The sequence below is a fragment of the Accumulibacter sp. genome (genome assembly GCF_023806635.1).
Lineage (GTDB): Bacteria > Pseudomonadota > Gammaproteobacteria > Burkholderiales > Rhodocyclaceae > Accumulibacter.
Map to the genome: position 1 here is coordinate 1 of NZ_JAMTDQ010000033.1, position 21459 is coordinate 21459.

General features: G+C 66.8%; 16 protein-coding genes and 1 pseudogene. 10 read left to right on the forward strand and 7 right to left on the reverse strand.

Features of this window, described 5'->3' with window-relative positions; genetic code table 11:
- Positions 1-541: 541 nt before the first annotated feature.
- Entirely contained in the window at positions 542-1987 is a 1446-nt protein-coding gene (locus NFW30_RS05780) for a DUF1254 domain-containing protein (protein WP_295352349.1), read from the forward strand.
- 522 nt (positions 1988-2509) lie between these two features.
- Here NFW30_RS05780 and NFW30_RS05785 read toward each other — a convergent pair.
- Positions 2510-3208, reverse strand: a complete 699-nt coding sequence (locus NFW30_RS05785) for an RraA family protein (protein WP_295352347.1) — start codon at positions 3206-3208, stop codon at positions 2510-2512.
- A gap of 152 nt (positions 3209-3360) precedes the next feature.
- Here NFW30_RS05785 and NFW30_RS05790 point away from each other — a divergent pair, with 152 nt between their 5' ends.
- A complete protein-coding gene (locus tag NFW30_RS05790; RefSeq protein WP_295352344.1) occupies positions 3361-4377 on the forward strand; it encodes an integron integrase in 1017 nt (338 codons plus the stop codon).
- 90 nt (positions 4378-4467) lie between these two features.
- On the opposite strand, the gene NFW30_RS05795 is transcribed toward NFW30_RS05790, so the two are convergent.
- The 4 genes and pseudogenes from NFW30_RS05795 to NFW30_RS05810 all read right to left on the reverse strand — a co-directional run bounded on the left by NFW30_RS05795 (position 4468) and on the right by NFW30_RS05810 (position 5935).
- Positions 4468-4590: a hypothetical protein gene (locus tag NFW30_RS05795; protein ID WP_295352352.1), complete on the reverse strand. Its 123-nt coding sequence runs from the start codon at positions 4588-4590 to the stop codon at positions 4468-4470.
- Between the two features lie 61 nt (positions 4591-4651).
- Positions 4652-4867: pseudogene (locus NFW30_RS05800) on the reverse strand (hypothetical protein); the annotation flags it as partial.
- Complete coding sequence (locus NFW30_RS05805; protein ID WP_295352341.1) at positions 4855-5595, reverse strand: RES family NAD+ phosphorylase; 741 nt, start codon at positions 5593-5595, stop codon at positions 4855-4857. The gene NFW30_RS05805 and the pseudogene NFW30_RS05800, both read right to left, overlap by 13 nt.
- Positions 5555-5935, reverse strand: a complete 381-nt coding sequence (locus tag NFW30_RS05810) for an antitoxin Xre-like helix-turn-helix domain-containing protein (protein WP_295352338.1) — start codon at positions 5933-5935, stop codon at positions 5555-5557. The genes NFW30_RS05805 and NFW30_RS05810 overlap by 41 nt, the downstream gene beginning before the upstream one ends.
- Before the next feature lie 309 nt (positions 5936-6244).
- On the opposite strand from NFW30_RS05810, the gene gltA reads away from it, so the two are divergent.
- The 7 genes from gltA to NFW30_RS05850 all read left to right on the forward strand — a co-directional run bounded on the left by gltA (position 6245) and on the right by NFW30_RS05850 (position 17315).
- Positions 6245-7579: a citrate synthase gene (gltA, locus tag NFW30_RS05815; protein WP_295352335.1), complete on the forward strand. Its 1335-nt coding sequence runs from the start codon at positions 6245-6247 to the stop codon at positions 7577-7579.
- 761 nt (positions 7580-8340) lie between these two features.
- The gene (locus tag NFW30_RS05825) at positions 8341-8796 is read left to right on the forward strand and encodes an SRPBCC domain-containing protein (RefSeq protein ID WP_295352332.1); all 456 of its coding nucleotides are present in this window, start codon (positions 8341-8343) and stop codon (positions 8794-8796) included.
- A gap of 88 nt (positions 8797-8884) precedes the next feature.
- Entirely contained in the window at positions 8885-10024 is a 1140-nt protein-coding gene (locus tag NFW30_RS05830; protein WP_295352330.1) for a glycosyl hydrolase, read from the forward strand.
- Between the two features lie 35 nt (positions 10025-10059).
- Complete coding sequence (locus tag NFW30_RS05835; RefSeq protein WP_295352327.1) at positions 10060-10317, forward strand: MoaD/ThiS family protein; 258 nt, start codon at positions 10060-10062, stop codon at positions 10315-10317.
- Between the two features lie 125 nt (positions 10318-10442).
- Entirely contained in the window at positions 10443-12794 is a 2352-nt protein-coding gene (locus NFW30_RS05840; RefSeq protein ID WP_295352325.1) for a 2OG-Fe(II) oxygenase, read from the forward strand.
- 270 nt (positions 12795-13064) lie between these two features.
- Positions 13065-15959: a caspase family protein gene (locus NFW30_RS05845; RefSeq protein WP_295352322.1), complete on the forward strand. Its 2895-nt coding sequence runs from the start codon at positions 13065-13067 to the stop codon at positions 15957-15959.
- A 21-nt stretch (positions 15960-15980) separates the two neighbouring features.
- Positions 15981-17315 carry a metallophosphoesterase gene (locus NFW30_RS05850; protein ID WP_295352319.1) on the forward strand — a complete coding sequence of 445 codons (1335 nt, stop codon included), beginning with the start codon at positions 15981-15983 and terminating at the stop codon, positions 17313-17315.
- 36 nt (positions 17316-17351) lie between these two features.
- On the opposite strand, the gene NFW30_RS05855 is transcribed toward NFW30_RS05850, so the two are convergent.
- The gene (locus NFW30_RS05855) at positions 17352-18665 is read right to left on the reverse strand and encodes a DEAD/DEAH box helicase (protein ID WP_295352316.1); all 1314 of its coding nucleotides are present in this window, start codon (positions 18663-18665) and stop codon (positions 17352-17354) included.
- A gap of 439 nt (positions 18666-19104) precedes the next feature.
- The gene (locus tag NFW30_RS05860) at positions 19105-20337 is read right to left on the reverse strand and encodes a hypothetical protein (protein WP_295352313.1); all 1233 of its coding nucleotides are present in this window, start codon (positions 20335-20337) and stop codon (positions 19105-19107) included.
- A gap of 218 nt (positions 20338-20555) precedes the next feature.
- Here NFW30_RS05860 and NFW30_RS05865 point away from each other — a divergent pair, with 218 nt between their 5' ends.
- A complete protein-coding gene (locus NFW30_RS05865) occupies positions 20556-21455 on the forward strand; it encodes a DMT family transporter (protein WP_295352311.1) in 900 nt (299 codons plus the stop codon).
- Positions 21456-21459: the final 4 nt, after the last annotated feature.

Below are 21459 nucleotides of genomic sequence, written 5' to 3' on the forward strand. Positions count from 1 at the left end.
AGACGTGTCACTACAGGAAACTTTTCGCTGCCCGCTAACCCATTGTTTTTATTGTACCCGCAACCTCATTTATGCATTTGGCACGCAAAAAATGTCGAACTCGGGTGGCCCCTTTGATTACTCTCGCCGCCAGCCCCCTGCGATCTGATCGCCTCAGCGGCAAAAAGCGGGGATCCCGGCAAACGGGACCGATTCGGCAGGGTCATGCGTCAGGGCTGCCGAGGCGACAACTACCTTGACGCGCGCCGGTATTGTGGCCGAAAATGCAAGATGGCTGCAATTGGCGCCTGCTAGATTGTTGCCGTCACGCGGGTGCGATTTCAGCGGCTGGCGCCGTGCCTAGTACAGCCACGCTGCTCGCGGGATTTGCGGCGCCGGAGCCCTGGCGGCCAGTCGACCCCACCGCAGCCCCACGAGGGTAACGGGCTGAAATATCGACTGCGGTGGGTAGGCGGTCTTGGCTTGATGCCGAAGGGCATCAGCACCTTGAGTGCTGTTTGATCACAGTTTCATATTCGGAAATCTAGACAAGGAACTGCTCGTGAACACGAAGCTATTGAAATTGGTGGGACTGACCTTCGCCGCGGTATCCCTTCTATGGAGCGTCCCCAGCGTGGCCCAAGACAAGTCGCAGTCCCCCTCATCGGGAGAAAATCTCAGCGATCAGCAGGCGCTACAGCGCGGCACGCAGGCCGTCATCTGGGGCATGCCCGCGGTGAGCATGGTGGCACTGCGGAAAGGCGCACAACGCGATCTAGGAGCAGGCATCAATGACATCATCTATTTCTCGAAGCCCATGGTTTCGCGCCATGGATTCCTGACCGCGAACAATCAGGTCCCGTACGTCATCGCCTCGCTGAGCACCGCGGACGGACCAGTCGTCCTCGAAGTGCCCCCTGCGAGCCCGCATACGGTCTTTTTCGGGACGGTCATCGACGCCTGGCAGGTTCCCGTTGCCGATGTCGGACCAGAAGGGGCAGACAAGGGAAAGGGCGGCAAGTACCTTTTTCTGCCGCCCGGCTACAACAAGCCGGTACCCGCTGGATATCTGGTCCAGCGTCCCAAGACTTACCACCTGTACGTCGGTTTGCGCCCCGTCGCGATCAACGGCGGCACGGTCGCCGAGGGAGTGAAATATTCCCAGTTGCTCAAGGCGTACCCATTGTCACAGGCTGGCAAGCCGACGCCGAATCGCTACATCGATGCTTATCCGAAGCCTTGGGACACGCTGGTGAAATTCGACAAGAGCTATTTCGAGGACTTGGCCACGGTGGTCAATGAAGAGCCCGTGCAGGAGAAGGATCTCGTCATGATGGGGATGCTGTCCAGCATCGGCATTCAGAAGGGGCAACCGTTCAAGCCGGATGCTGACGCTGCCAAAGCTCTCGAGCCCGCGGTCAAGCTCGGCTACGACATGATGATGCAGTACTTCGTGACGCCTGGCAAAGCGCTCGTTCCGTTCTGGCCCAACCGAAATTGGGATACGTTGAACCTTTCCAAGGAACAGGCAGAGCAGGGCTTTCCGTTCGTGACCAATGACAAACTGCTGCTGGACGCGCGCGCAGGCGGCGTCTATTTCTGGGCGACCTGGCTGCCCAAGCATCTTGGCAAGGGAAGCTTCTATCTGATGGGACTGCGGGACAGCAGCGGGACATTGTTCGATGGTTCGTCGCTCTACCGTCTGCGCGTTCCCAAGGATGTGCCGGCTCGTGAATTCTGGTCCGCGATCGTCTACAGCCGGGCAACAGCAGGCTTCATCCCCAAGGTGGACCGGGTGGGCCTTTCGTCCTACGAGAAGGCCGACTTGAAGGCCAATGCCGACGGCACAATCGATCTGTACTTCGGACCCAAGGCGCCTGCGGGCATGGAGTCGAACTGGATTCCCACCGGTGAAGACTTCTTTCTCATCTTCCGCCTCTACGGCCCGGAGAAGGCGCTTTTTGATAAGACCTGGACTCTGGCCGACGTTGACAAGCTGAAGCAGTAGATCGGTGCCATCGTGCGGTGAAGTTCCAGCGTGCCTCGCTCGGAGGCATCGGTCGGGCCCGGCATTCGAATCGGAATGTTCGACGCCGAGCCGATTGCCGAGATCAGTCGCCAATCACCGCGCCAATGTGACGGTCTGCTTTCGTACGGCGAGCTGGCCGCATTCGAAGAATGGCAGTCGACCGCTTTGGGTCGCTATGGAAAGCTGTGCATAGCGACCCCTATGCATAGTGCTCAACTATGCGTAGTTCGCGATTCGGTCCGCATGCCTCACGAGGAAGAATGGGCGCTACATCGAGTAATACGACCCTGGCCCCTTTGATTTCATAGACGAGTACCTCATCATCGGCGGGCGTGACCGCACGGATCTTTCGGACGAAGCCTTCAAGGCTAGTAATGGTCTGGGTCATTGTGAGGCCCAACGCAAAGTTCAGGGGCGCCTTTTCGGCGATGCGAAGCGCTGCCGGAAAGGCGTCCCCTGGAGCGAGATGTTCTGCGGCAGTTTCACTGATGGCCCGACAATTTAGTCACGTTTCAGGGCTTTGTCCTGGTACGAGAACGCGGTCCGAAAGACTTCATCAATGTTCACCAACTCACCGATAGTCGCGCCCGCCGTGATTTTTTTCTGAAGGAAATGCTCGGTTTCCAAGAGCCGTTGCGCCTTCTGGAGAATCACTGCAGCCTCAGCCATTGGCACGACAACCACGCCATTGCCATCGGCAACCACGATATCCCCTGGGGAAACTGGCACCCCGGCGCATTGAATCGGAACGTTGACATCGCCATAGCCTGCGATTGCGCCCACGTTGGGAACGATGCCCTTGCAGATTACGGGAAACCGGATCTTTCTGATTTCTTCGACATCCCGGCAGGCACCATCGATAACGGCCGCAGCCACCCCCCGATTGAGCGCGGACATTGTCATGTTCTCCCCCCAGAATGCGGTATTTACCGACCCGTGAGAGTCGATCACCACAATGTCGCCGGGCTGGCAGACGTCAATTGCCTTGAAGGCGGCCGCGAGGTCAGCGGCGAGGGTCTTGACAGTGACTGCCGTTCCGACGAGGCGTATTCCATCAAAGAGCGGTCTCATATCAGATGTCATCGCATTGAATCGCCCCATGCAATCCGAGATGGCGCAAGTTATCGAGTCATGTGCGAGCAGATTCTTGAAACCTTCCACAATCTCCGCAGGAGGCCTTTCAATGGTTTCATTGATCATGGAACAACTCTTTCCTCAGTTTCGCCAGCAGCGACACCTGTCCTGCCGTAGAACGTGATGTAGCAATCCTACTTGACGCAAAGCTTTGCGTCACTATACTGGACGCATGTACAGCAAAAGCGAAATTTCCTGACAGAACAGTGAGGTACGCCATGGACCCGTCCACTAAGAATTCCGGCAATTGCGTCAATGCCCCGCCCGCCGCGCCGCCGCGACGGCTGCTCGATCAGCTCGCCGACCGGATCCGCTTCAAGCACTATAGCATGCGCACCGAGCAGGCCTACTGCGACTGGGTGCGGCGCTTCATCGTCTTCCACAACAAGCGCCATCCGCGTGAAATGGGCGCCCGCGAGGTCGAGGCCTTTCTCACGCACCTGGCCGTCACGGGGCGTGTTGCGGCGTCTACCCAGAACCAGGCGAAGAGTGCGCTGCTCTTCCTGTACAAGGAGGTGCTCGACAGCGAGCTTCCCTGGCTCGACGAGGTCGAGTCGGCGAAAGCCTCGCGGCGCTTGCCGGTCGTGCTCACAGCGGAAGAGGTGCAGCGCTTGCTGGTGCTGAGCGAGGGAACGACCGGCCTGATCCTGCGGTTGCTCTACGGCACCGGTATGCGCATCATGGAATGTCTCCGCCTGCGCGTGAAGGACATCGACTTCGCTCGCGGCGAGATCCTGGTGCGTGAAGGCAAAGGCGCCAAGGACCGTGTCACGATGCTGCCGAAGACGCTGGCCGAGCCGCTGCGGGCCCACCTCGGGCGTGTAAAGGCGCTGCACGAGGCGGACCTTGCCGAGGGCTTCGGAGAAGTCTTTCTGCCGTTTGCGCTGGCACGCAAGTATCCGCATGCGGCGCGCGAATGGCCCTGGCAGTACGTCTTCGTCGCCGCCAGACGGTCGCTCGACCCACGCTCGGGTGCGATTCGCCGGCACCACGTCGAAGCGCAGAGCATCCAGCGCGCGATGCGCGCGGCGCTGCGCCAGGCGGGGATCGGCAAGCCGGCCACGCCGCACACGCTGCGCCATTCGTTCGCCACCTCGCTGCTGGAAAGCGGTCGCGACATCCGCACGGTGCAGGAGCTGCTGGGGCATGCGGATGTGTCGACGACGATGATCTACACGCATGTGCTCAATCGCGGCGGGTTGGGCGTGCGCAGTCCGCTCGACGACCTGCACTGATCTCCTGGCCGCATCGCGGCAGTCGCAACGGCCGGGCAGTCGCGATTCCGTTTCGGGACCGGCGCCGGGCGACGGCCGTCGCTCTTCGCTTCAGCCGGCCGTCGCCCGCACCGTTGCCGGCACTGCCGCCATCGGCGCTGCCTCGCGGCGCAGCGACCGTTGCTGGACCAGCGCGAATATCGACAGCAGGGTAAGCGGGATGACGATCTTCATCCGCTCGATCGCCCGCTGCAGGTGGTTGAACCGGCCGTTCCCGGTGAGGTAGTGAGCGGGCCGGGATCTGCCGCGCCTGGTCCAGTTCGTCGATCAGCCGCTCGATGTCCAGCCCGGGGTGCCATTCGGACTAGGGTTTCAGGTCGATGACCGTCTCGAACGTTTCCGTCGGTGCCGGATCGGTCGCCGTGCTGGCGCGCCTGGCCTTGCCCCAGAGCGACGCGACTTCCGGAAGACTCATGATGATCCGGTTCCGCGTCTGCATCAGTTCGGCCGCTGCGGCGAGCCCGGCGGCGGACAGGGCATCGCCAGCGTGATCAGCTCGTGATCCCGTCGCCAGATGACCCCCTGGCGGTTGACCAGCAGCCACCAGCTTTGCCGCGCCGGATGCGGTGCGCGGCTGGCGAACGCCGCCGGCGTCAGGACGGCGAGACACCAGCTCGGCTCGGCTGCCCGAACCGAGCGGTAGATGAGCGCACCGACACCGGCTTCGCGCGCGACCCGGGCGAAGGACTGCGTCGCGGCGTAGTCGCTGGGGTGCGTCCAGGCGGCGGCGTCTGTCCGGAAGGGCTCCTCGCGCAGGTCGACGGTCGCGGTGCCGACCTCGGTGCGAAAAGCGGTGTGGGCGACCGGGCCGATGCGCTCGAGATCTTCGGCATCCTGCAGGAAGCGCCAGCGCCAGTAGCCCAGTTCGGCGCAGGCGGTGCGCACGGTCGCTGCGCCGTAGAAGACGCCGGGATCGGTGACCGCCCGGAAGCGGGAACCCTGTGCCAGCGGCGGATAGCGAAAGGGGGTCGCCAGCAGGTAGTCGAGACCGCTGGCAGTCGCGGGTACCGCCGGTTTGCCGGCTTCGAGCAGCGACTCGAGGACTTCCTGCTCGGCGGCGTCATCGACGATCTTCATCGTCGCCGCGACATGCTGCGCCTCGACGATGCGCCAGGCCCAGCCGCGCCAGTCGCGCGCCTCAGACGAGACTGCGCGAGGCGTCCAGGTAATGGACGACACGGACCAGTCCTTCGGTTTGGGTGATGAGGTCGAGCGGGCGGCCGTTGAGTCCGCGGTTGTTGCTGCCCAGCCACCTGCACGCGGCTTCCTGCTCGCCGACGATCGAGTCGAGCGAGCGGAAGGCGCGGACGAACAGGATCGCCAGCTCCCATTCCTTGCGCCTCTGGTCGAGCTGGTAGGCGCCGGAGTACAGCCGGCTGACCGTCGCCGCGCTGATTCCCAGTACCCTGGCCAGCAGCGAGCGCTGGATGTGCAGGTGATCGGCGGCACGCGTCACCGCCTTGCTCAGGACCGCCGCGGGCTCGGCGCTGCTCGCCGTGTGGAGGCTGGTTCCAGGCATCTCTGTCTCCTTTCTGCAGAAATTGTAGTGCAACATCATTTCTGTGGGAAGATCTCGGCGCGGTCCGGAAGGGCCGCCGTCGCTGGCCGTCGCGGCTTCCTGACAGCCTTGGCGGGTTGCCGCTGGCATTGACGTCGCGCGCCACGGCTGCCTATACTCGCCGCGGAGCCACCGGATCGGCCATCCTCAGGGCGATTCGCGAGACGACCGAAGCGTGCGGGGAAGCGCGCCGGACCACGGGATCGATCCTTCAGCCGGCCGCCGCACCCGCGAGTGACCACGATCTGCACGCAGCAAGGAGGCCCGGACATGCAACGCGAACTTCCCGATCTGAAAGTGACGCCGCCGGTGGAAGGCGAGAAGGTGAGCATCGTCTTCCAGGCCGACGGGAAACGGTACGAACTGCCCGTCATGGGTGGCACCCATGGTCCGAAGCTGATCGACGTCCGGCGCCTCTATGCCGAGACGGGCTATCTGACTTACGACCCTGGCTTCATGTCGACCGCCAGTTGTGATTCGGCGATCACCTACATCGACGGCGAGGCAGGTATCCTGCTGCACCGCGGTTACCCGATCGAGGATCTGGCGGCGCACGCCGACTTCCTCGAGGTCTGCCATCTCCTGCTCTACGGCAAGCTGCCGTCGGCCGCTGAACTTGCCGGTTTCAACGATCTGATCGTTCACCACAGCATGGTGCATGAGCAGTTCAAGCGCTTCTTCGAGGGCTTCCGCCGCGACGCCCACCCGATGGCGGTGATGGTCGGCACGGTCGGCGCGTTGAGCGCCTTCTACCACGACCGCATCGAGATCACCGATCCGGAGGCGCGGATGGTGGCGACGCATCGCCTGATCGCCAAGATGCCGACGATCTGTGCCATGGCCTACAAGTATTCGCTCGGCCGCCCGTTCCTCTATCCGCGCAACGATCTCGGCTACGCCGAGAACTTCCTGCGCATGTCGTTCGGCGTTCCCGCCGAGGAGTACGTGGTCAGCCCGGTGCTGGCGCGGGCGATCAACCGTTTCCTCGTCCTGCATGCCGACCATGAGCAGAACGCCTCGACGGCGACCGTGCGCATCGCCGGTTCGAGCCGTGCCAATCCCTATGCCTGCGTCGCCGCCGGCATCACGGCGCTGTGGGGGCCGGACCACGGCGGTGCGAACGAGGCGGTGGTGAACATGCTCGAGGAGATCGGCAGCAAGGACCGCATCCCGCTCTACATCAACCGCGCCAAGGATCGCAACGATCCGTTCCGGCTGACCGGCTTCGGCCACCGGGTGTACAAGAACTACGATCCACGGGCGGCAGTGCTGCGCGAGTCCTGCCATGAGGTGCTCGCCGAACTGGGCAAGGAGCACGAGCCGATGTTCGCACTCGCCCTCGAACTCGAACGGATCGCCCTCGAGGACGAGTACTTCATCGAGCGCAAGCTGTTCCCGAACGTGGACTTCTACTCGGGGATCATGCTGCGGGCCATCGGTTTCCCGACCGCGATGTTCCCGTCACTTTTCGCGCTCGGCCGCTCGATCGGCTGGATCGCGCAGTGGAAGGAGATGATCGAGGGCACCGACCAGCACATCGCGCGGCCGCGCCAGCGCTACACCGGGGTGCCGGTACGCGCCTACGTGCCGATCGCCGATCGCTGACGCGGCCCGCGCCGGGGTTTGGCGCGACGCACCTGGCGGTCGTGGTGGCGTCATTGCTCGCCGGGCTGCTGACGCCCGGCGTGCCGCTGCCGGGGGAAACCATTGTGGTGGAGCGTTCTGCTCGCACTACGTGGCGGCCGGCCAGCCTCCTGCCAGTCGTTGCGTCAGTCCTGGCGCCGACTCGTCCTCGATGTCGGCAACGGTCTCCCCTGCCCAGAACGAGGAAAAGTCCCCGCGTCCCAGTGCCTCGGCCTTTGCCCGCATGGGCCCCAGCGCGGCAGTCGCGAGCGGGAGTTCTGGTGGCAGGTCGCTGATTGAGGTGGATCGAGGCCGCGGGCCGTCCCGAGCGCTGTCGAACGTCGCAGGAGACGATGCCGCCGGGCTGCGGTTCCCCCGCCGGGCGCGAGAAGTAGCCGCCTGCGCACTGCAGCGGCTTGCCGGTGCCGCGACAGGGCGGGATGATGGGCCGCTGGATGCGAACCCCGGGGAACTGATCGCCGGCTTCACGATCAGTGGAATACGGTCTCGCGAACAGGCTCCGGGGCCGGTCGATGCGTTGTCCCGATCGGCTCGACGAGGGCTGCCCCGCCGGGGCCCCAGGTGGACCGACGTCCCGGATTCCAGGCGCTTGGGTCAAACGAGGTGATCGACCGCTTGCGGGCACTCGCGACCGCCCGCCACGGCTGGAGGAAGACGGCGACTTGACGAATTCGAGCAGCGGAACGGACGATGCCGCGGGGCCGTCCATGGGAGGCCAGGCGATGAGTAGGAAACTGGAGTTCTCGGTACGCATCCATGCGACGCGCCCGCATGTGTGGCGCGCCATGCTCGACGACCCCACCTACCGCGTGTGGACACGGCCCTTCTGCGCGGGCTCCTACTACGAGGGGTCGTGGGCGGAGGGCGCGCGCATCCGCTTCCTGTCGCCGCAAGGCGGCGGCATGGTGGCGCGGATCGCGGCGAACCGGCTGCACGAATTCATTTCGATCCAGCATCTGGGCATCATCCGGGACGGTGTCGAAGATACCGACAGCGACGCCGTCAAGGCCTGGGGTCAGGCTTACGAGAACTACCGCTTCCGCGACGTCCACGGCGCGACCGAGGTGTCGGTCGAATGCGACACTGCGCCGGAGTTCGAGGAGTACCTCCGCGAGGCCTGGCCGAAAGCGCTGGCGGTGCTCAGGGATCTGTGCGAAGCCGGGCCGGACGCCGTGTGAGCGGGGCGACGAGCGTCCGCGGACCTCGCCGCGGCGGCCGCACGGCAGCGGTGGCGGCAGACCTGGCGATGCTGGAAAGGAGTGCGGGATGACGGAGACGAAGGCGAATCCGGTGTTGCTGGTGGCGACGCGCAAGGGGGCCTGGCTTTATCACGGCGATGCGGCGCGCCAGTCGTGGTATTGCGATGGCCCGCATTTCCTCGGCCACATCATCAACCACCTGCTGCTCGATGCGCGCGACGGCCGCACGCTGTTGGCGGCGGCGAAGACCGGCCACCTCGGGCCGACGATCTTCCGCTCGACCGACCTCGGCCAGACCTGGAAGGAAGCGGCGAAGCCGCCGGCCTTCGCTCCGGCGACGAACGGCCTCGCGGCGCGCAGCGTCGACCACACTTTCTGGCTGGCGCCGGCGCACGCCAGCGAGCCCGGCGTCTGGTACGCCGGCACCTCGCCGCAGGGCCTGTTCCGCTCCGCCGATGGCGGCGACACCTGGGCGCCGTTCTCGTCCATCAACGACGATCCGCGCTACCGCGAGTGGTTCGGCACTGAGCAGGACGGCACGCCCGACGGGCCGAAGCTGCATTCGATCATCGTCGATCCGCGCGACCCGCGGCACCTCTACTTCGCGATGTCCGGCGGCGGCGTGCACGAGTCGACCGACGGTGGGCAGAGCTTCGCGCCGCTGGTCGATGGCCTGGCGGTGGTCGAGGGTTTCGATCCGGGCGACATCCGTTTCCACGACCCGCATTGCGTGCGCCTGTGCCCCGGCAATCCCGACCGGCTCTACCAGCAGAACCACTGCGGCATCTACCGGCTCGACCGTCCCGACACACGCTGGCGGCGGGTCGGCGCCACGATGCCGCAGGATGTCGGCGACATCGGCTTCCCGATGGTCGTCCATCCACGCGACGACCGGGTCGCCTGGGTGCTGCCGATGGACACTTCCGACGTCTGGCCGCGCACCAGCCCGGGTGGCCGGCCGGCGGTCCATGTGACGCGCGACGGCGGCGAGTCCTGGCAGCGCCTGGATGCCGGCATGCCACGCGAGCAGGCGTGGTGGACGGTGAAGCGGCAGGCGATGTGCGCCGACCAGGCCGACGCCATCGGCCTGTATTTCGGGACGACGAGCGGCGAGTTGTGGTTCAGCCGCGACGAGGGCGCGCACTGGGACGTGCTGGCGCGCCACCTGCCGGAGATCCATTCGGTCGAGATCGCTTACCCACGGTGACGCCGCCGACCGGACGAGCATACAAGGAGGCGGCGATGCGCGTGCTGATCCCGAGCGCCCTGCAGTCCTACACCGGCGGGCCATGGGTCGAGGCGGAAGGGGCGACGGTGGGCGCGGTTCTCGACGACCTCGACCGGCGGTATCCGGGCATCCGCTTCCGCATGGTCGACGAGCAGGGCGCGATCCGGCGCCACATGCGGATCTTCTGGCGCCGCACGATGGTCTTCGACCTGTCGACGCCGCTCGCGGCGGACGGCGAGCTGATGATCGTGCAGGCGTTGAGTGGTGGCTGATCGCATGTGACCGCCTTGGCGGCGCCTGCCGCATGCAGCGGCGGCACTCGACTTCGGGGTCGCGCGCGTCCATACTCATCGCGCTGCCGCCCGAATCCTTCGATAGACCCGCGAGACCGCAAGCCATGAGCAACCTTGCCCAGGACCTGGCCGACCTCCTCAGGGACGTCCGCCGCCCCGGCGATTTCTTCGCCACGGGCCGCTGCGAGATCTTCGCCCCGCGGCTGGAGGTGGACGGCGTCGGCCCGATTGCCCTGCCGCTGTTGCCGGTCCAGGCCGCAGCGCTCGTCGCCGTCGCCGAACAGGCGCCGTACGGCCGCGGCAGCGATACCCTGGTCGACACCGATGTGCGCCGGACATGGCAGATCGCCGCCGACCGGGTGCAACTCGGCGGAAGGCACTGGGGCCAGCATCTCGCCGACATCGTCGCGCGCTGCGCAGCCGGTCTGGGCATCAGCGAGCCCGTTTCGGCCGAGTTCTACAAACTCCTGGTCTACGATGCCGGCAGCTTCTTCCTCAGCCATCGGGACACGGAGAAGGCGCCGGGGATGTTCGCCACCCTGGTGGTCGTCCTGCCTTCGCTCTACAGCGGCGGCGAACTGTGCATCCGCCACGGCGAGCGCGAGGTCTGCCTCGACCTTTCCTCGCCGGAGCCGGCGGAAATCGCCTACGCCGCTTTCTACGCCGACTGCCGGCACGAGGTGCGGCCGATCACCGCGGGCTGCCGGCTGGTCCTGGTCTACAACCTGATCCGCCATGGCCCGGGCCACCCGCCCGGCCCACCGGCGTACGATGCCGAGATCGAGCGGGTCGGCGGTTTCCTCGGCCGTTGGGCGGCCGAGCGGTCGGCGGCCGAGCCGACCGCAGTCGAGCCGACTGCGGCCGGGCCATCGTCCCCGGCGAAGCTGATCCATCCACTCGAGCATGCCTATACGCCGGCAGAGATCGGCTTTCGCTCGCTCAAGGGGGTCGATGCCGCCGTCGCCTCGGTTCTCGCCAGCGCCGCCGCGCGGGCGGATTGCGAACTTCACCTCGCCTTTCTGGCGATCAGCGAGAGCGGCAGTGCCGAGTACTGCGGCCAGTGGTCGCGCGGCCGGCGTCATTCGCAGCCGGACGACGATGATTTCGAAGTGCTCGATATCTGCGAACGTTCGAGCACACTCTCCGGCTGGCAGGCGCCGGACGGCAGCCGTCCGGGTCTCGGGAATATCCCGTTCGTCGACGCGGAACTCTGTCCGCCGGGCGCACTGGACGACGAGGAGCCCGACGAACAACACTTCTTCGAAGCCACCGGGAACGCCGGCGCGAGCTTCGAGCGCAGCTATCGGCGGACCGCACTGGTGCTCTGGCCGCAGGCCGGCAAGCTGCAGGTGATCGCCAGCGCCGGCCAGCGGGTGTCGCTAGCGTATCTGGCGGCCCTGGTCGAGCGCTGGGTCGAGCAGGGCAAGGCCCAGGGGTCGCCCCTGCGACGCGAGGGGCAACGGCTCGCCCGGCTGATCATCGCGCGGCGGGAAGACTGGCCGACAACCGGCTGGCTGTCGCCCACGCCTGCGGCAAGGGCCGCACCGATGCTCACCGCGCTGCGCCGGTTCGAGGACAGCGGCAGCATCGAGGCCGTGCTCGCCGACGTAAGCGCCGCCGGCTGCTACGACGCCGGCGACAACGAGGCGGTGGCCGAAGCGGCGGCGCTGCTCCCGGCGGAACGGGCTGCCGATCTCGCGCAGCGCATCATCGCCCGCAATGCACCATTGCAGATCGGCGCCTGCGCCGGGCTGCTGCAGCGGATGGCGGCGCGATTCCTCGTCCGCTCGGCCACCGGCGTGTCGACCGAGCTGCTCGAACCCGCCGCGCGGGCCCTCGTTGCGGCCCTGCCGGGTGATCCGGCAGCGGCGATGCCGACGGCAGGCGCGCGGCTTCCCTTGCCGGTGACGCCGGATCTCGTCGTCGACCTGCTGACGGCGCTGTGTCACCTCGGCGTCCACTCGCTTGGCGAGCAGGCGGTGGAGCATCTGCTGAACTGGCCTGAATCCTTCTCCGTCGATGCCATTCTCGTCCCCGCCGCCTGCCTGCTGACCGAGAACGGCTGGCCGGCAAACGACTGGCCGCCGACGCGGCGGCTACGCGCGCACTGTCTGGATCATCTCGCGCGACGGATCAATCAACCGCTGGCCCCGCCAGTCGACTTCGCTCGCCCGAGCAGTGTCGGTTGCAGCTGTGCGCACTGTCGGGAGCTGTCCGGGTTTCTCGCTGACCCGGTTCGTTCAGTCTGGGTCTTCAGGGCGGCGCAGAAGTGGCGCAGCCACGTCGAGCATTCGATCCGGCGCGACCAATGCGATGTCAGCCACGAGACTGACCGTCGCGGCAACACGCATGCGCTGGTGTGCACGAAAAACCTGGCGAGCTTCGAGCGGCGCGTGGCGCAACGGCAGAAGGACCTGGCGGACCGGGCGCGCTTGCGTCAGCCATCCGGGCAATGAGACGGGCGAGCAACTCTTCAACCTGGCCGGTTCTGGCGATCCGCCTGGACGTCGCGTCCCATTCTTCCGACCGCCATGGCGGGACGATATCGATCCGGGAGAAGTCGTTCCCCTCGAACGGGTCAGCCGGGGGTCTCTCTTGTTGCTTCATCGCAGGACCATTCGCGTGCATCGGGATTGAGCGTAGCATGGCAGCATGCCGGCTGACTGCGAGGGGTGTCAATGGCTGCCGCCTTCGGCGCAGGCGTTTCGCCAGGCAGGGGATGACAGATGAGCCATCGTTTCGAGCATGCCTATGCATTGCTGATCGCCGTCGATCAGAACCTGGAGGCCGCAGCGGCACTGCCCGCCGTTGCCGCCGACGCCCGCGCGCTGCGCGACGTGCTGGTGCACCCGCAGCGCTGCGGTTACGCGCCCGACCACGTGCGCTTGCTGACCGGTGAAGTCAGTACGCGGCAGGCGATCATCAGGGGACTCAGGTGGCTCGGTGAGAAACTTGCCGCCATTCCGGGCGCCGATACGACCGCGATCATCTACTTCAGCGGCCACGGCCACGTTGACGGCGACGAGCATTACCTGATCCCCTACGACCTCGACGGCCGGCATGTTGCGACCAGCTCGATCCGTGGCGCAGAGTTTGCCGAAGCGGTGGCGCGGCTGACGCCGCGACGCCTGCTTGTCGTACTCGATTGTTGCCACGCGGCCGGGACGTGGGTCAAGGGCACGGGCAACGCGCTGCCGATCAGCAGCGAAGCCGTACCGCCGGCGCTGTTCCTGCCCGGGGGAAAATCGCTGGGTTCCGTCGTGGCCATGGGGGAGGGAAGGGCCGTGCTGAGCTCTTGCGGGCGGAAGCAGTTTTCCTACGTTCGCCGGGATGGCCAGATGAGTCTCTTCACCTATCACCTGATCGAGGCGCTGACCGGGCACGCGCAGCCACAGGGTGGCGCCAGGGAAGTGCTGGTCTCGGACCTGATCTCCCATGTCGACCGGCGGGTGCCGGCCAGCGCACGCGAGCAGGGGGTCGAACAGACCCCCGACCACCGTCTCACCGGCAACTTCCCGGTGGCGCTGGTGCTCGGCGGCAACGGACTGGCGAAGGGTCGGGCGGCACCCGATCCGTTGTCGCCGCTGCCGTCGACAAGGGTCTCCCGGAAGGCGAAGCTGCGCGGGGATGGCGTCACTGCCCAGGGCGACGGTGCCATCGCCGGTGGCAGGGGTGCGGTGTTCATCGGTGGAGGCAATGCCGGCAGGATCGACACCGGTACGATCACGGCCTCCAAGCGGGTCAGGGCGGTGAAGAACAGCGAGCTTCCCGGCAGCAGGAGCGCAGCAGTCGATTTCCAGGTCAGGTTCAGGGCACCCGGGCGGGGATTCGGCTTCATCCGCACTGATCCTGTTGTCGGCGACAACGGACTCCCGATTGGCGAGGAGATCGTGGAGAAGGCCACGCCGCCGGTCTCCGCGGAGTCGCCACCATCGGTCGGGACGCCCGCCGGCGGTAAGGGTGTCAGCGCAACGCTGCCGGACGACGTTTCGGTGCCGCCGGCAACGGCCGCGCGGCAGCTCGGTTTCGTCCTCGAGGGCTCGGCCGCGAGAGGACTGACGCTGCTCGCACGTGGCATGGCGCTGCTCACCTTCAAGCAGCTCGCCGCCGGCGAATCGGCTGGGGCGACGGTCGCAGGCGGCAAACTGGACGCGCTGCACCAGGGCGAGCAGGCGCTGGGAGTCAGCGTCACGCCAGAGGACGGGCTGGCGATCGACGGCCCGCACACCGGCAGCGCGCAGTTCAGCAGCGGCGATTTACTGCAGCCGGTGTCGTTCGCGCTGCGGGCGCTGCCGGAGTCTGCCGGCGAATACGGCGTGCATGTCGAGTTCCACCATGCCGGCGCGCGGCTCTACGAATTCCGCCTGCCGATCATCGTCCTGCCACCCGGCAGGGCGTTGCCGGCTGTCGTTGCGCCGCTTGCCATCGACCTCGATGCCTGCCAGGCGCTGCAGGCCGCCAGCGAAGCGGCGAAGCCGCCGCGCCGGTTGCGGCTGAAGGCCTGCTTCGAAAACAACCTCCTCTACCTCAACCTTGACGATTACGTCGACGGCGAAATCAACGCTTCGATCGAAGGCTTCGCGTCGTCGATCGACCGGGCCCGTTTCGACGTCCTGCGCGCGCAACTGGCGACCACGCTCGACGCCAATCTGTATGCGAGTTCAGCGGTGTGGGACACCTTCGACGGCTCGGATACCACGGCAGCGGGAGTCACGCGCCAGTTGCGCCGCGTAACCGGGCAGTTCGCGCAGGCCGGCGGTGCGCTCTACCGGGCACTGCGCGAGGATCCGAAGATGCGCGAAATCCTCGACTACATCGAGCAGCACGGCGAGGCCGGGACGCGCCTGACGATCATCACGCGCGAGGTGTCGCTGGCCTGGGAACTGCTCTACCCACAGCGCTTCGATCCCGACGACGCGGGACGCTGGCCGCTGCAGCCGGAGCGGTTCTGGGGCGTACGCTTCGCTCTGGAAACCCAGTTGCTTGGCGAGGGCGATTACGTCGCGCTGCTGAAGACGCGGCGACTGGCGAAGGCGGCTGCCAGCCTCAACCTCAACCCGACGATCACCCTTGGCGCTGGCCAGCCGCGCCAGATTCACGATTGGCTGGCGACGACGCTCCGGGCGGAGTGCCGGAGCATCGAAGTCAATGACGACGGCCAGCGCATTCGCGACGTGGTGGTCAAGGCGAAGACCGCGGCGACGCTGATCTACGTCTTCTGTCACGGCAGCCCGCCCCCGTCGGCCGGCGCGCCGCGGCCGGAACGGCTGGAGATTGACCGCGACTGTGCGGTGTCGGTCGACCAGATCGACGACGAACTCGTCTTTCCCAGTGCGCCGATCATCTTCCTCAACGCCTGCAGTGCCGGCTCGTTTTCGCCGCTGTCGTTCTCCGGCTTTCTGCGTGCCTTCCGCAGGAAGAGGGCGCTCGGACTGATCGCCCCCGCCTTTCCCGTGCCGACCTGTTTTGCCGCGCGCTTCGGCGCCGACGTCGTCGACGCCTGCTTCCACAGTCAGGGCCGCAGTCTCGCCGGCCTTTTGCAGACCTTCCGGCAGCAACATGTGCAGCGCGGCAATCCGCTGCCGCTGCTCTATGCTGTCCAGTGTCAGGTGGATCTATAGATTTGGAAAAGGAGTCGTCGCATGCCAGACAGACCGCAAACCCTGATCGTCAGCGATCTTCACCTCGGCGGTGGCGAGGCCGACCCCGGCGATGACCATGTGTACCAGAAGCAGGAACTAGAGCGTTTCGTTCGCCAGCGGCTGGCTTCGACCGCCGGCCAGGCTGGCCAGATCGAGCTGTTTTTCAACGGCGATTTCTTCGAGTTCGCGCAGGCCAAGCAGGATGCCTACCGCAGTCCATCGACCGACTACTGGTGTTCCGAGCCGGAATCGCTGGAAAAGCTTGAAGTGATTCTCGCCGGCCACGCCAACAGCTTTGACGCGCTGCGCGACTTTCAGGCAAAGGGCAACCGCGTGACCATCGCCGCCGGCAACCACGATGTCGACCTGTACTGGCCGCAGGTGCGGCAGCGCCTGCGGCAGCGCATCGGTACCGGGCTGCGCTTCGAAACCGGGGCCGACTGGGTCGAGCGCCACGACGGTCGCCTGCACATCGGCCACGGCCATGTCGAGGACCCGGCCAATCGTTTCAGGCACTGGTCGTCGCCGATTCTCCAGGCGCCGGACGGGCCGCGGCTCGAGATGTGCGCGGGAACCTTGTTCATGGTCCGCTTCGTCAATGGTCTCGAAGCGCGATATCCCTTTGCCGACAACCTGCACCCGGTGCAGAACCTCGCCGGGATCCTGCTGCGCGAGGACCAGGGAGGCTTCGCCAGTGCCGGCTGGATGCTGCTGAAGTTCGCTGCCCGGCATGGCAAGTCCCTCGGCGCGCAAGGCACTTCCAATGTGGGCGCGCGTTTGCTGGCGCGTCTTCGCGACGACGACGATTTCGCCGCGCGCCTGTCCGCGGCCACCAGTCCGGCTCTGGGCGAGGACTGGGGCGGCGAGCGTCTGCGCCGCGAGATCGTCGGTGAGGAATCACTCGCCGACCTGATGATGCGCCTGTTCGGCGTCCTGCCGTCGGCCGAGTGGCAGCCGCTGTTCGACCTGCCACCGCCGGCGGTGCTCGGCAGCGGTGACAACAGGACACTCGGCACCATCGTCGGTGCGCGTCACTTCGGCAAGGAAGCGCTGCGCGACCTGGCGCAGCGCCGGCTCGACGCCTGCCCCGGCGCGCAGGTGATCGTCATGGGCCATACCCATCTGCCCGACGAGCGAACATTCGACAACGGCCGCTATTTCAACCCAGGCTGCTGGACGCGCTATCTCGACCTCGAGCAGCACCCGAATCTCAGGCTCAAGGATCTGCAGGACGAGAGCAACTTTCCCTACGAGCTGAATTGCGTCCAGGTCGAGGCCGGCGCCGGCGGCGCGCCTCTGGCCGCCCGGCTGGCATGTTTCGAGAAGAGTGGTTGACGCAGCGGGTGACAAGCCGGGCTGAGCAGGGTGCGCTCAGCGGTGGCGGCTGCCGCTGCGGTGCGCAGCGGGACCTGTTCTGGCGCCACCGCCCGGCGGTGCGCCCGCTGCACGCGACGGACTGCCGCGGGCTGCGCCGCCGGGACGGGTGCCCGGCGGACGCTGGCCGCCTGCGGCGCCCGACGATCGCGCCTGGATCGGCTCGGCGCGGATCGACGGGTCGGGGGCGAAGCCGGGATGTTCGAGTACGTCGATCCGCCTCTTGAGCAGACGTTCGATGTCCTGCAGCAGACCATGCTCGTCGATGCAGACCAGCGATACGGCCTGGCCTGCCATTCCAGCGCGGCCGGTGCGGCCGATGCGGTGGACGTAGTCCTCGGCGACGTTGGGCAATTCGTAATTGACGACCTGCGGCAGCTCGTCGATGTCGATGCCGCGCGCCGCGATGTCGGTCGCGACGAGTACGTGCAGCTTGCCGGTCTTGAAACTGGCGAGCGCGCGCGTGCGGGCATTCTGGCTCTTGTTGCCGTGAATCGCGGCGGCTTCGATGCCGGCCTTGAGCAGCTTCTCGGCGAGCCCGTTGGCACCCCACTTGGTGCGTGTGAACACGAGGACCTGATGCCAGCCCTTGTCGCGGATCAGTTCGACGAGCAGGTCGCGCTTGCGTTCGCGATCGACCTTGTAGACGTACTGCGTCACCAGCTCGGGGGCGGTGTTGCGGCGTTCGGATTCGACGTACCTGGGCGCACTGAGGTAGTTGCTGGCGAGTTCGCGGATCTCGTCCGGGAAGGTCGCCGAAAAGAGGAGCGTCTGGCGCTTCTTCGGCAGCAGCGCGAGGACGCGCCTGATGTCGTGGATGAATCCCATGTCGAGCATGCGGTCGGCCTCGTCGAGCACCAGCACTTCGATCCCGGAAAGATCGACGTGGCGCTGCTGCGCGTGATCGAGCAGCCGGCCGGGTGTCGCGACGAGAATGTCCACGCCCTTGCGCAGCGCTGCCACCTGCGGATTGATGCTGACGCCGCCGAAGATCACCAGCGACCTGAACGGCAGGTGCGCGCCATAGGCGGCGACGCTTTCCTCGACCTGAGCGGCGAGTTCGCGTGTCGGCGTCAGGATGAGCACGCGAATCCTGCCCCGCCCGGCGGTGCCGGCCTGGGCGAGGCGACTGAGGATCGGCAGGGTGAAACCGGCGGTCTTGCCGGTACCGGTCTGCGCGCAGGCCATCAGGTCGTTCCCGGCGAGGACGACGGGGATGGCCTGGGCCTGGATCGGGGTGGGTGTTTCGTATCCTTGTTCGGCAATGGCGCGAAGGATCTCGGGTACGAGACCGAGTTCAGTGAATTTCAAGCGTGCAGGCTCCACGCGTTTGCCCTGCGTGCGTGACGAATCACCGATGCACGAACCAGTCTGGGCAAACGATCGGCTGAGGGTGGGCAAGGCCAGGCGGAGATGCCGGGCCAGATCGGACAAGCGCCAAGACTGATGGGTGGCGCCGTGAGGAAGGCGGATGCTAGCACGTCCGCGCCCGCATGTGTTCAGTATCGCGATCGGGCCTGGTCCGGGAAGTGCGCTGGACGGCGGAGAGTCTCGGTGGTGGGGTCGACGCAGGCTCGACTCCCGCTGATCGGCGCTGCCTGTCGGGGGCGTCGGGAAGGCTGCGGCGAGACCGCAGCAATGACAACCCGAGCGGTCGCCGAGCCGCGGGCGGCACGGAAGGAGTACGGAGTGTGCTCGATGATCGGCAATTACGTGTACTGTCACCGAAATTATGGCGGTGGTCATCGGCTCACTGCTCGCGCTCCGGATCGTCTTCCCCGTCGATGTCTTCGTCCTCATCCGGGCTTTCGTCTTCGTGCAGGTCTTCGATGTCGAGGCCCGGCGCTGCCGGCAGGAGGATTTCCTGCGGCCGGGGCGCGAGTTCGACCGGCTGTGGTCGCGCTGGCGTGAGGTCGTCGTCGATCCGCGTCGCCAGGTGATGAACGGCTGCCATGACGCTGCTGGCGGGGTTCTCGACCAGGCTGAACCACATCTCCGCCAGCGCGGCGTCGAGGTTGGCGCGCAACTGGGCCTCGATTTCCGGCCGCTGCCTCTCGTGCGCGGCCAGTCCGGCGCCGAACGCGCCGAGCGAGATGACCGCCCCCGGCACGCCGCCGATGATCGCCGCCGCGGCGCTGGCGGCGCCGCTCCTGGTGAGACGCGTCAGCGCCTGCTCGCTGGCACGACGGGCAGCCGGTGACAGCCGCGAATCGTCCGTGCCGCCACTGTCGGCAGCAGCGGCGCGAATCGTGTCGAGCAGGGCGCCGTAGGCCGGCAGCGCGGCCAGCGGGTCGGCCCGCATGAACTGCAGGAGTGACGCGTCATGCGCCGGCGGCGGTGCCAGTGAGATCGCCGGAATCCGCTGCAGGCGGCGGTCGAACTGGTCGGCGGGAACGGCATGGCGCTGCCTGATGCCGATCAACGCCGTGCCGAGGGCGCGCTGGTAGATGCGCGTCGCCGTTTCCCGCACCGCCGCCGGATCGACCTCGCGCACGACCGGGTCGAGGACGCGCTCCCGGTACTGCTCCTGCAGGTAGGCGGCGAGTCTGGCGGCCGCCGCATCGCTCGCTTCCTCTTTTCCCAGCCGGTACCACGCGACCTTCATCGCCAGCCATTGCTGGGTTCCGTAGCTGGTGAACCACGGGATGAAGTCCGCCTCGCAGTAATGCAGCACGCGCTGGCGCCACTTCGCCATCGCCGCGCCGGCATGCTCGCCGGCGGGTACGGTCGCGTCGCGCGCGGCGGCGGCAATCTCGCGGTCGACCAGCCACCAGGTGCTTTCGGCGACCGGCACCGACGCTGGCGGTGGTGCGGGAGGAGGGTGGCGGGTGGCGCATGCGGCCAGCAGGAGGAGGAGCACGAGGAGCGTCAGGACGGGAGGCCGCCAGCCAGGCACGCCGCGCGGCAGCCCGGCAGCCGGCTCGGCCTGCTGCTGGCGACTGCTGGCTGCGGGTGGGCGCGGCGTGCGATCGATGCCGTTCATGCTGATCCGTCCGGGTGACGCATCGGCATCCTAGCACCCACCGTCGGCCAGGGGTACGGTTCGCGCGAGCGGCGGCGCGTGGCGGCTGCCGTGGCGTCCCTCGGCGCAGCGGCGTGGCCACCTGGCGACGTGGCGCTGGCCGTCGACGGCCGTGCTGCGGGTTGCCGTTGGCGGGTGCCGGCGGCATCATTCGCCTTTGCCCGTTGCAAGTGCCCTGCATGCCCTGGAAAAACTGGTCCGCCGAACGCGTCGGGGTCACCCTCGCGCTGCTGGCTGCGCTCGGCTTCTCGCTGAAGGCGATCTTCGTCAAGCTGGCTTACGCGACCGCTCCCGTCGACGCGGTGACGCTGCTTTCGCTGCGCATGATCTTCTCGCTGCCGGCGTTCCTCTGGGTCGGCTTCGCCGCCAGCCGTTCGGCGCCGCCGCTGCGACGCAGCGACTGGCTGGCGGTGCTGCTGCTCGGTCTGCTCGGCTACTACGGCGCGAGCATGCTCGACTTCCTCGGCCTGCAGTACATCTCGGCCGGCCTCGAGCGGCTGATCCTGTTCACCTACCCGACGCTGACCCTGATCATCGCCGTGCTGTGGCTGGGCAAGCGGCTTGGCCGGCGCGAGATCGTCTCGCTGCTGCTCTCCTATGCCGGGATTGCGCTGGCCTTCGCGCACGACCTGCACGTCGCCGGCGAGAGCGATGCCGTCCTCGTCGGTGCTGCCTTCGTCCTCGCCTCGTCGCTGTGCTATGCGATCTACGTCGCCGGCAGCGGTCCGGCGATCGCCCGTCTCGGCGCCGCGCGCTTCACTGCGCTGGCGATGCTCGTGTCGACGCTGGCGACGCAACTGCACTTTCTCGCCACGCGGCCGTTGTCGGCGCTGCTGCAGCCGCTGCCGGTGCTGCTCTACGGCGTCACGATGGCGATCGTGTCGACCGTCGTTCCGGCCTTCATGCAGTCGGCTGCCGTCCGCCGCATCGGTCCGGAGCGGATGGTGCTGATCGGCACGCTGGGGCCGATGCTGACCATCTTCTTCGGCTGGCTCGTCCTCGACGAGCCGCTGTCGGCGGCCCAACTCGTCGGCGCCGTCCTCGTCCTCGCCGGCGTCGTGCTGGCGGGACGCGGCTAGGGCG

Bases quoted from the DNA above. Each gene is read 5' to 3' on its own strand.
- gltA (WP_295352335.1), top strand. From the start codon at position 6,245: ATGCAACGCGAACTTCCCGATCTGAAAGTGACGCCGCCGGTGGAAGGC.
- NFW30_RS05860 (WP_295352313.1), bottom strand. From the start codon at position 20,337: ATGAACGGCATCGATCGCACGCCGCGCCCACCCGCAGCCAGCAGTCGC.
- NFW30_RS05845 (WP_295352322.1), top strand. From the start codon at position 13,065: ATGAGCCATCGTTTCGAGCATGCCTATGCATTGCTGATCGCCGTCGAT.
- NFW30_RS05840 (WP_295352325.1), top strand. From the start codon at position 10,443: ATGAGCAACCTTGCCCAGGACCTGGCCGACCTCCTCAGGGACGTCCGC.
- NFW30_RS05835 (WP_295352327.1), top strand. From the start codon at position 10,060: ATGCGCGTGCTGATCCCGAGCGCCCTGCAGTCCTACACCGGCGGGCCA.
- NFW30_RS05825 (WP_295352332.1), top strand. From the start codon at position 8,341: ATGAGTAGGAAACTGGAGTTCTCGGTACGCATCCATGCGACGCGCCCG.
- NFW30_RS05790 (WP_295352344.1), top strand. From the start codon at position 3,361: ATGGACCCGTCCACTAAGAATTCCGGCAATTGCGTCAATGCCCCGCCC.
- NFW30_RS05850 (WP_295352319.1), top strand. From the start codon at position 15,981: ATGCCAGACAGACCGCAAACCCTGATCGTCAGCGATCTTCACCTCGGC.
- NFW30_RS05810 (WP_295352338.1), bottom strand. From the start codon at position 5,935: ATGCCTGGAACCAGCCTCCACACGGCGAGCAGCGCCGAGCCCGCGGCG.
- NFW30_RS05865 (WP_295352311.1), top strand. From the start codon at position 20,556: ATGCCCTGGAAAAACTGGTCCGCCGAACGCGTCGGGGTCACCCTCGCG.
- NFW30_RS05785 (WP_295352347.1), bottom strand. From the start codon at position 3,208: ATGATCAATGAAACCATTGAAAGGCCTCCTGCGGAGATTGTGGAAGGT.
- NFW30_RS05830 (WP_295352330.1), top strand. From the start codon at position 8,885: ATGACGGAGACGAAGGCGAATCCGGTGTTGCTGGTGGCGACGCGCAAG.
- NFW30_RS05795 (WP_295352352.1), bottom strand. From the start codon at position 4,590: ATGAAGATCGTCATCCCGCTTACCCTGCTGTCGATATTCGCGCTGGTC.